Genomic DNA, 8,791 nt, shown 5'->3' on the forward strand with positions numbered 1-8,791 from the left:
CATAAACTAAAATATTTTGTTTGTAAATTCTAAGATAATTTTCCTTATTTTCCAAACATTCAACAGAATCGGATACTTTAAATAAAGGCTTTTCAAAATTCATATAAAGATGTCGATTTTGCCAAACATTATAAAAATCATTTTCTTCATCGAAAGTTAAAGTAATAACTGTTCCATGTTCGAGTTCAGGGCAAGTTTCTTGCTCTAAAACATATCCACCTTCATCTAAAACATTACTCATCAACTCTCTGTAAGACATCCACAATTCCCAATTGTACCCTAACTGTAGAGCGAAAGCTGTTTCTACTATATTAGATTCTGTGTAACCTTCTGAAAAAGTTAGAGCTGAGTTACAATCACCATGAAATTGTTTTTCATAATTAATTAATATAACTTCTTTCGACTTATTTGTAGAGTCACAGATTCTATTTCTTGTTGAATATGTTATGTTTTCTGTATAAGCACTGTACATAAATCCATTACCTTCATCTTCCTCTATTGTATCTTCACCGCCATAAATATTAATTTCTATATTAACATTATCTCTCAATAAAAGAGCTGTGGCAAAAGCCATTCCTGACGAAAATTTCCCAATTTTAGTCTCATCTTCTCTCTTTTCACTATCTCCAATAGTAGTAAGGTTGATTAAAGAAATTCTAGTTGGTGTTACAAAATGTACTTTCATATTTTTAAGAATAAGGGGACTTTTACATCCCCGTTTAGTATTTACTGCTCTTTTGGAAAATATTCTGTTTCAAATTCTTCATAGAGTTTTAAAGTCTCCTTTAATCCTACAATATTTGAATACAAAACTTCTACCACCGATTTGTCTAAAGGTACACCTGAGGATAGCCTTTCTTCTAGTTTTTCCTCTGCTTCCTCTAAAGAATCTTCTAAATCTCTTTTTGCTTTACTTAAAGCTTTAACATCTTTTTTCAATGTTACTGCAACCACTGTTGCTACATTTTTCTCTTCCGTCATTGCTGACTTTAATAATTCACTTCTTGTCATTTTATTTATAATTTATGTTTAATTTATAATTCAACCTATTTGCAATATCTTCTAACTTTTCAAAGCTAATATCTTTTTGGTCTGAAAGCCATAGAGAAATGTTTGTTGTTCTGTTCATCCCTACTTTTTTGGCGAATTCTGTTTGTGAGCAATCTTCTTTTTGATAAATCTCCCACAGTATTTGGTTTTTTGTCATAAATACCACTCTTTTAATTGTTCAACATTCCATTCACTTTTAACGATGTCCTTTTTAAACTGTTTCAACTGATATTTGTACAATCCTGGCGAAGTTGTTGTATAAACATCTTTATGCGCCGAGAAAGAATAAAAAACGGCGGATTCTCCCGTATCTGTTATAATAGATATTTCATTACCTATTTGTGTTATTGATTTGATTTTCATAATTCTTATTTTTTACTCTGCAAATATATAACATTATTTTTAATTGTGCAAGAAAAACTTAAATTATTTTGTATGAATAAAAAAAAAACCCTCAGTTAAGAGGGCTTTAAATTTATGCTTCACAACTCGAACAAGTTAGTAATTGCTTATTAAACTCTTGAGCTGAATTTATACTATATTGATAGTACAATCCTTTAATACCTTCATCAAAAGCTAACATGTGTAGTTTATTGATTTCATTTGCAGGTGTATCAGGGTGTATCATTATATTAATAGATTGTCCTTGGTCTAAGAATTTAGCTCTTTGACCTGCTAATTTTAAGACATCAACCTGTGATATTTCTGAAAATGTTCTAAAAACTGCCTTATCTTTATCTGTTAAAAAATCTAAATGCTGTACCGAACCATTATGTAGAAGTATTGATTGCCAAGTTTCTCTGTTGTTTTTATTCAAACTATCTAATAACTTAACTAATTCATAATTCTTAACTTCTGACTGAATTTTTGCTAATTTCTTTGAAGTGTAATTACTTTTATGTGGTTCAACTCCCTCTGATAAATTTAAGAGCTCTCCTCCCATAATATATGAAGTTGATTTAGTAGGTGCTTGAGCTAACCTAGTTGTGTTTCTATACCCATATCCTTTTAACATTTCAGGTTCTCCAAAATGAATTGCCATCCACTTAGATGCCCTATCTGATTCTTCTCTTAACTTAGAAAATATTTTATGATTTATCCCATAACTTGCCAAATCTCCAAAAACAACTGATTTTTTTTGTAAATATGAATGAAAAGCTAAAATTCCTAATCCTATACTTCTGTGCTCTTTTGCAAATTTCACAGCTTTTTCTAATCCTGGTAATTTACTACCCTTCTCTATATATTCTTCAATAACACAATCTAACATTAAATTCATGTCAAATACAAAATTAGGGTGATTTTCCCATTCATCAAAATAATAAGCATTGCTTGAAGATAAACAGCAAGCAAAAGTTTTATCTTTACTCACAATTTCATTCGTTTCGATACAAATGTTAGATGTTTCAATATATAAATCTCTGTCAACATACCATTGAGGTCTATTTGCATTTGAATTCTCTAAATCTAAGATATATGGAAAACCTACTTCTTTTCTTGTTTTTAATATTTTTGCCCAGATTTTTCTTTTTTCTTTATCTCCTTCTTTTAAAGATTGTCTCCATCCAATTGGTAAAGTAACTGCTGTTGTAATTGTTTGAAAAAATCTTTGTTTATCTGCGGGCATTCTATGAGTTCCAATGTCAAGGAAATCGTTTATTTCAGGATGGTCAACAGATAAATAAGCTGTTAAAAATCCCCTCCTTGCACGATTTTGATTTGTTTTACTCATCATATCAGCATATAATTCAATCCAATCCATTACTGAATTAGAGCTACCTCCTGTGCTAATATTAGAACCAATAGGTCTTAAATTTGAAAAATTTTGAGACGTTCCTGCTCCATACTTAGCTAACATACCTAGCTCATGCACTCCTTTATAAATATCATCTAAAGAATCTTCCAACATACTCTTATTACATGATATAGGTAAATTTTCCTTCTTACCGAAGTTTATAAGTACAGGAGTTGCAAATGAAACCCAACCTTTACTAATATACTCTTCAAACCTTTTACCAATACCTCTACAATAATCAATAGATTCAGTAGTTGTAGCCATTTTAAGACAGTATTTTTCAATTGTATCACAAATTTCTAAGTATCTTTCTTCAGGTGTTTGACCATCTTGTAAATAATCCCTTTCAAGGAAAAGTCGTTGGTCTGCTCTAAGCCAATTTAATTCTAATTTTCGCCCCATATATTTTCTTCGTCAAATGCTGTGTTTTGTGAATAGTCTGTTGATTTTTCATTGAAGAAGTCAAATGACGATGATGCCGTTAATTGTACTTCTAAAAATTCTGTTGGTTTTAATAGTTCTTCCTTAATTTCAAATTCATTACTATAACCTATTTGATTTAAACTTTTATTAAATCTGCTTTTTAAATATTCTACTATGCTTTCTTTAGGTAAGAAATCTAATTCCCCTTTTTCAAAAATCCAATCCAACACCTCTATTTCTGCTTCTAAAGCTTTGTTTACATTTCTTCTAATTTTAAGTTCCATATCATTATCAAACCAATCAGGGTTTTCACTTCTGATGATTTTAATCAATTCCTCTCCGAACTTAGCGTGTAAATTTTCCTCTCTAGCTGTAGCTGAAATAACAGAGTTAAAATTAGATAATACGTTTTTATGTTTCTTAAAAGAAGATACAATTAAGAATTGTGAAAATAGACTTGCGTTCTCTACTAACAGAGTAAAGAGAATTAAAGATTTTGTAAACTCTTTATTTGATTTTGAGTAAACTCCTTGTAAGTATTTAGTTAAGTAATCTGAACGACCTTGCATACATGGAATGTCAATTACTTTATCAAACTCGTCTTCTAGCCCTAATAATGTAAGTAATTTCTCATAAGTTAATTGGTGAATTACTTCATTACCTGCAAAAGTATGTCCTACGATAGCTATTTCTGTTTTTGGCATTCTCATGTCTATTCTAGCCCAAAAAGTTTTCACTTTATTTTCTATGACTCCAATAGCTAACATTGCTTTTTTGACAATATCTCTCTCTTTGTCTGACAGCTTTACTAAAAAATCGTTTACATCTCTATCATAAGTAAAATGTTCAGGAGTCCAAAAACTCTCATGTATTGCGTGAGCATATTTAATTAAGTGCGGATGTTCATAAGGCTTAATAGCCCTTCTTTGTTCAAAAATACTCATTTTAAATTGTTGTTTTCATGGTTTATATTTATTTAATTATTATCGACAAAAAACCCTGCCATTTTAAATTGCGACAGGGTGTTATTTATAATATGAGCTGAGCATTTTTAAAAAATTTACTTTCTCATTGACTATCTCGGACAGTCCTTAATTTCTTTTACAAATTTACAACAAATTTTTTATACTTGCAAATTTATTATAATTTTTGTTTTCCTACCGATTTTTATACTACACTAAGGTAACATTGTCGGTTTGTGGAAAAATGGTCACTCGCAGACAGATATAAGTACCTATTCAGGCTTTTACTATAAAAACTTAGCTTATATTACTCAAATCCCCATTGACAGCTTAAACATCGCCTGCACAGCATTGTTTGAGATAATTAAGTGGTTAATCATAATAACCTTTTAAAAGCCTGCCAACTACAAATAAATATTTTTTAAAAAAGAACTCACCTATTCAAGATTAAGGAATACAACTTACGTATTTTACTGATGTTTCTCCATCGGTTGTATCATACTCAGTAAACAAACACACTTTCTTGTTAGTTCTAGTAATACGGAAGGAATTTACTCACACTCATTGTCCTTCGTGCTGAAATGGTGCTTTCTTTGTCTCTATTACTTTGTTTACCTTTCTTATTGTTCTTTCTGTTTTTTGCAGGAACTTTTTTTAGTTTTTACAATAATAATCCCCTATTTTTATTTTCTTTACGGGCTGGGTTAATTCTCCAGGAAAACCTTTACTTATATCTAAATGTATCCAATCTGTCTTATAATCTCCGCAAATTGTTTTATAATCTATTTGGTAAAATTCATCTCCGTTTGAGGGTAGGTTTGTATTTATTACAACTGAAACAACTACGCCACAATTATTCTCATAACATACATCTGTATCACAACTCATAATTGATAAAATTATGAGGCTAAATAATATTTTTTTCATTTTTATTTTGTTTTTAATTAATAAATTAGAATACAGCGTGGTTTATTCAAAGCTTAAAACTTATTGTATGTAACGCACATATTTATAATCTCCTGTTTCTAACTTTTTACTCTGCAAATATACAACGTATTTTTTAATTATGCAAATATTATTTGAAATATTTTTGGTAAGTCGAATAAAGCTCACTAATCTCATGTACAGCCTTGTCTACTTTTTCTAAAGCTGTTCTAACTCTTTCCTTAGAGTAAGTATTTGGAATATAAAATTGCTCTTTCCCAATTTTTAACGGCGGATTTACATGACTACCTTCTCGTCTAATAAAATTAACACCTATTTTAGGTTCTTTTCCTGTTTCTTGTTCGATAGCATATCCATATAAGACAGTCTGAATATAGTCATCAGAGCTGTAAGATTTCTCTTTATCTTTGCCACCACTTTTCATATCTTCAACATTAACTACTTCATTTTCAATGTAATAAATATCTATAAACCCTACAATTATATAACCACCCATATCAATGACAATCAACTTCTCATACTCAGCTCCTTCTTTTCTGTAACGACTGAAGTCTAAATTTTCTTGCCCTGTAAAACCATTAGGATTATTTTCTGCAAAATATCCATGTTCTATAGCTTCTCCAATATAATTACCCATTAAGGCATAAATTCCACTTGGTAACTGTATACCTGCAAATTTCTGTTTTATAAAATCATCTTTATAATCAAACCAACTACTAACAGAAGAGTAGCTAATATATGGACGACCTAAATAAGGTTTTAATTTTTCTTTGTTTTCCTGATAGAAGTGTGTATCTTCTGTTAGTATTGACGGCAAATTTATCATAATTTCAATAAGGCTTTTATTTCGTTTTCTTTCTGTTCAATTACTTTTTTACTATCTTGGTCGTTTAGTTCAAAATTATTCCTGACATAAACTCCTCTTAGGATAGTAAACAACTGTTCTTTTTCTTTTTTACTTGGTTTTTTCTTTTTAACCAATCCTTCTACTTCATTTTTAATATCTAAAGTAATTTGATTATTGTTATAAAGGCGTTCTAATAAAGGTACTTCAACTTCTTTCACATTTTCCAAAACAACAACTGTTGAATTTAAGTCTTTACAAGGCTCTTCTCCTTGTATTATTCTATAACAGTTTATTAAAGTAAAGGTTTCATCAATAATAGATTGATTTAATTCTTCTTCTTTTCCCGCCAAAAAATTAAGATAAACATCTTTACCATTAATAAAATTAGTTTCTAAATTCAATAGAAAAGCTAACTCTTCTAAGCTATTTTTAAACCAACCAATCCCATTAAACATATCTTGTAAACAAATACCTTGCATTGTCCACGCCTTCTTGCCTATATCGACCAATCCTTCAGGAAGTCCTTGTATTTTCATACCATTTTTAAGCATTCTTGACCGCAAAAAAGGTAAAAGAAAGGATAAATTGTACCCAACTATTTTTGAAGCTTTAAAATGCTCATTACAAGTATTTAAAAACTCTTGTAAAATATCTTTTTCACTTCCTTTGAACACTTTAATTCTAACTACATTTGTATTTTCATCTACAAATCCTAAAGAAATACTGTAGATTTTTCCCCATAAAGGATTTTTACCTGCATTATCATAGTAATCAAATACTACGTCTGCATCATTCTCTAATTTATTATACTCTCTATACTTTTCTTTATAAAGATTAAATTCTTTTGAGCCTATTTCTAACTCCTCTGTTTGTGGTATTGTTTGTACCTTAAAAAATATGTGTTTCATTCCTCTATTTTTAAATATTTTACTCCTAAATCTGTTTGTTTTATTTCTCCTGATTGGATTAATTTTTCTACTTCTTTTTCATTTTTTTGCGCCAAAATCCGTAAAGTTGGCTCTAAATATATTATACTCATAGTTCTGTAAAACTTCTATGCCAATCGGTTAATAATCTACTCCAAATCTTACCGTTTTTACCTTTGTAAACAACTGTTGTTGGGTATTTTTCAGTATTTTCTTCATTTGCTATTGCAATAACCTTATACTTTAGCCCATTATAATGTTTCCATTTAGATTTTATTGCGGGAATTTTAATTTTTTCTTTAATTGGTGGTACATACCCTTCAAGTCGTTCAGGATACCACAGTGCATCTTCTCTAGCATCTAGGAACGCTAAATACTCCATCATAGTTTCTTTTGCCATAATCTTAAAAATTCAAAGTTGTTGTAACACCGTTTTTAGTATAAGACAAGGAAAAACTACCATCAGCAATATTGTCAACTAAAACTGTTCTATTACTATTTAAAGTCATTCTAACTGCCGTAACTGTAATTGTCATGTTTACAATATCGCTCTCTATTCCATTAACTGTTTGGCTAACTCCAATTGTTGTTACTCCCACTTGACTTGTATTTGGCGTGAAAGAAGTTACAGGTGTACCTGAAACATAAAATTTAATATTTTGACCTTGTACTGCCAAAGGTTGCACAACTTCTCCTTGTCTAAAAGTTAAATTGCTCACAACAGGAGGATTTGGTTTTGTAGCTCCTGAAATAGTGAATTGTGTTGCTAAATCATTTAGTCCGTTTACCTCATTATAAGGAAGATTTACAAATCTAATACTATATTTACCATTTGTAGGTAAAAGTGTGTCAGGAAGCCTTAAAAAAGCGTTATAAGTTCCTGGAGCTATATTTTGAATAGTTCCTGTAAGTGCTACACTACCTTGCCAAGTTCTAACATCTGTATTTATAACGTGAACAATAGTTGATGTAGGTGAAACTAAAACTAACTCTACATTTCTTGACTTAAACGCGGAAGAAAAACCATCATTCAAAACTGTTAAATTAAAAGAAACAGTTGAACCATTAACAGTAAATGACTTATCTACTAATGAAAATCTATATCCTAATCTCTCTACAATTTCATTATAATGACCCGAAGCTATCCAATTTGTCCAAACTTGTGGAAAATAATCTCTGTTTAAAGTATGAAAGTTCAAAGCATTTAATTCTACAACAGCGTTACCACCGTCAGTTCTGGGAGCATTTATTCCGTTACTTTCTCCTGTCATAGGTACTAATAGAGTTTGACCCGCTATGTAGTTATAATCGGTTATTCCCGCAGGATTAGTGAACTGCCCCGAAATACTGTAAGTTCCCATGTCTCCCCAAGAGTTAAGGAAAGCATCGTTGTAGAATCCTACTCTGTTTTGGTTAGCCGTTAAACGTCTTTTTATTGCAGGATAACGAACTTGTACAAATAATTCAGGACAAGAAGTGAGCATTAAATTCAAAATATCCATTCTGTTTTGCCATTGAACAGTAGAAATTGCACCTTTATCTCCAAATTCTGTTGAGCCACTAGTATAATACCATTCTCCCCAAGTACCAATCCAACCTGCTTGATAAGAAAACACTACATCTTTATTTGCATTTAAGATAGGAGCAACTTGATTGATGTGATTTATAATCTGTGCTTTTAGAGGTTGTGCTTGCAAAGATTCAGAGGAGTTGTAAGCAAATCTTACAATCATCTTCATACCTGCGTTTCTAACTCTTGTGAAATCAGTGGTTATTTGATTTAAAAATGTTTGAGAGATATTTGTTGTTAAAAAACTTGACAAATAATACACTCTATAAATAA

At 30.4% G+C, this 8,791-nt stretch carries 12 protein-coding genes; all 12 read right to left on the bottom strand.

Annotation, left to right across the window (positions count from 1 at the left end):
* Positions 1-685, bottom strand: a 685-nt coding sequence (locus ACIQ2X_RS17530) for a hypothetical protein (protein WP_396180335.1), incomplete at its 3' end; no start/stop codon positions are given.
* Positions 686-726: 41 nt separating this feature from the next.
* Positions 727-1,011, bottom strand: coding sequence for a hypothetical protein (locus ACIQ2X_RS17535; protein WP_396180336.1), 285 nt, complete (start codon positions 1,009-1,011; stop codon positions 727-729).
* A gap of 1 nt (position 1,012) precedes the next feature.
* Positions 1,013-1,207 carry a helix-turn-helix domain-containing protein gene (locus ACIQ2X_RS17540; RefSeq protein ID WP_396180337.1) on the bottom strand — a complete coding sequence of 65 codons (195 nt, stop codon included), beginning with the start codon at positions 1,205-1,207 and terminating at the stop codon, positions 1,013-1,015.
* Complete coding sequence (locus tag ACIQ2X_RS17545) at positions 1,204-1,413, bottom strand: hypothetical protein (RefSeq protein WP_396180338.1); 210 nt, start codon at positions 1,411-1,413, stop codon at positions 1,204-1,206. The genes ACIQ2X_RS17540 and ACIQ2X_RS17545 overlap by 4 nt, the downstream gene beginning before the upstream one ends.
* A gap of 112 nt (positions 1,414-1,525) precedes the next feature.
* Complete coding sequence (locus ACIQ2X_RS17550) at positions 1,526-3,247, bottom strand: ribonucleotide-diphosphate reductase subunit alpha (protein WP_396180339.1); 1,722 nt, start codon at positions 3,245-3,247, stop codon at positions 1,526-1,528.
* The gene (locus ACIQ2X_RS17555; RefSeq protein WP_396180340.1) at positions 3,232-4,212 is read right to left on the bottom strand and encodes a ribonucleotide-diphosphate reductase subunit beta; all 981 of its coding nucleotides are present in this window, start codon (positions 4,210-4,212) and stop codon (positions 3,232-3,234) included. The genes ACIQ2X_RS17550 and ACIQ2X_RS17555 overlap by 16 nt, the downstream gene beginning before the upstream one ends.
* 672 nt (positions 4,213-4,884) lie before the next feature.
* On the bottom strand, positions 4,885-5,157 hold the full coding sequence (locus ACIQ2X_RS17560) for a hypothetical protein (protein ID WP_396180342.1): 273 nt from the start codon (positions 5,155-5,157) through the stop codon (positions 4,885-4,887).
* Positions 5,158-5,305: 148 nt separating this feature from the next.
* Complete coding sequence (locus ACIQ2X_RS17565) at positions 5,306-6,001, bottom strand: hypothetical protein (RefSeq protein WP_396180343.1); 696 nt, start codon at positions 5,999-6,001, stop codon at positions 5,306-5,308.
* Entirely contained in the window at positions 5,998-6,930 is a 933-nt protein-coding gene (locus ACIQ2X_RS17570) for a hypothetical protein (protein WP_396180344.1), read from the bottom strand. Before ACIQ2X_RS17570 ends, ACIQ2X_RS17565 begins: the two co-directional genes overlap by 4 nt.
* The gene (locus ACIQ2X_RS17575) at positions 6,927-7,061 is read right to left on the bottom strand and encodes a hypothetical protein (RefSeq protein ID WP_396180345.1); all 135 of its coding nucleotides are present in this window, start codon (positions 7,059-7,061) and stop codon (positions 6,927-6,929) included. Before ACIQ2X_RS17575 ends, ACIQ2X_RS17570 begins: the two co-directional genes overlap by 4 nt.
* Positions 7,058-7,348, bottom strand: coding sequence for a DUF1653 domain-containing protein (locus tag ACIQ2X_RS17580; RefSeq protein ID WP_396180346.1), 291 nt, complete (start codon positions 7,346-7,348; stop codon positions 7,058-7,060). The genes ACIQ2X_RS17575 and ACIQ2X_RS17580 overlap by 4 nt, the downstream gene beginning before the upstream one ends.
* 4 nt (positions 7,349-7,352) lie before the next feature.
* Positions 7,353-8,791, bottom strand: a 1,439-nt coding sequence (locus tag ACIQ2X_RS17585; RefSeq protein WP_396180347.1) for a DUF4832 domain-containing protein, incomplete at its 5' end; no start/stop codon positions are given.

Origin of the sequence: Flavobacterium sp. (genome assembly GCF_044368625.1) — a bacterium.
GTDB lineage: Bacteria > Bacteroidota > Bacteroidia > Flavobacteriales > Flavobacteriaceae > Flavobacterium.

Bases quoted from the DNA above. Each gene is read 5' to 3' on its own strand.
- ACIQ2X_RS17535 (WP_396180336.1), bottom strand. From the start codon at position 1,011: ATGACAAGAAGTGAATTATTAAAGTCAGCAATGACGGAAGAGAAAAAT.
- ACIQ2X_RS17540 (WP_396180337.1), bottom strand. From the start codon at position 1,207: ATGACAAAAAACCAAATACTGTGGGAGATTTATCAAAAAGAAGATTGC.
- ACIQ2X_RS17545 (WP_396180338.1), bottom strand. From the start codon at position 1,413: ATGAAAATCAAATCAATAACACAAATAGGTAATGAAATATCTATTATA.
- ACIQ2X_RS17550 (WP_396180339.1), bottom strand. From the start codon at position 3,247: ATGGGGCGAAAATTAGAATTAAATTGGCTTAGAGCAGACCAACGACTT.
- ACIQ2X_RS17555 (WP_396180340.1), bottom strand. From the start codon at position 4,212: ATGAGTATTTTTGAACAAAGAAGGGCTATTAAGCCTTATGAACATCCG.
- ACIQ2X_RS17560 (WP_396180342.1), bottom strand. From the start codon at position 5,157: ATGAAAAAAATATTATTTAGCCTCATAATTTTATCAATTATGAGTTGT.
- ACIQ2X_RS17565 (WP_396180343.1), bottom strand. From the start codon at position 6,001: ATGATAAATTTGCCGTCAATACTAACAGAAGATACACACTTCTATCAG.
- ACIQ2X_RS17570 (WP_396180344.1), bottom strand. From the start codon at position 6,930: ATGAAACACATATTTTTTAAGGTACAAACAATACCACAAACAGAGGAG.
- ACIQ2X_RS17575 (WP_396180345.1), bottom strand. From the start codon at position 7,061: ATGAGTATAATATATTTAGAGCCAACTTTACGGATTTTGGCGCAAAAA.
- ACIQ2X_RS17580 (WP_396180346.1), bottom strand. From the start codon at position 7,348: ATGGCAAAAGAAACTATGATGGAGTATTTAGCGTTCCTAGATGCTAGA.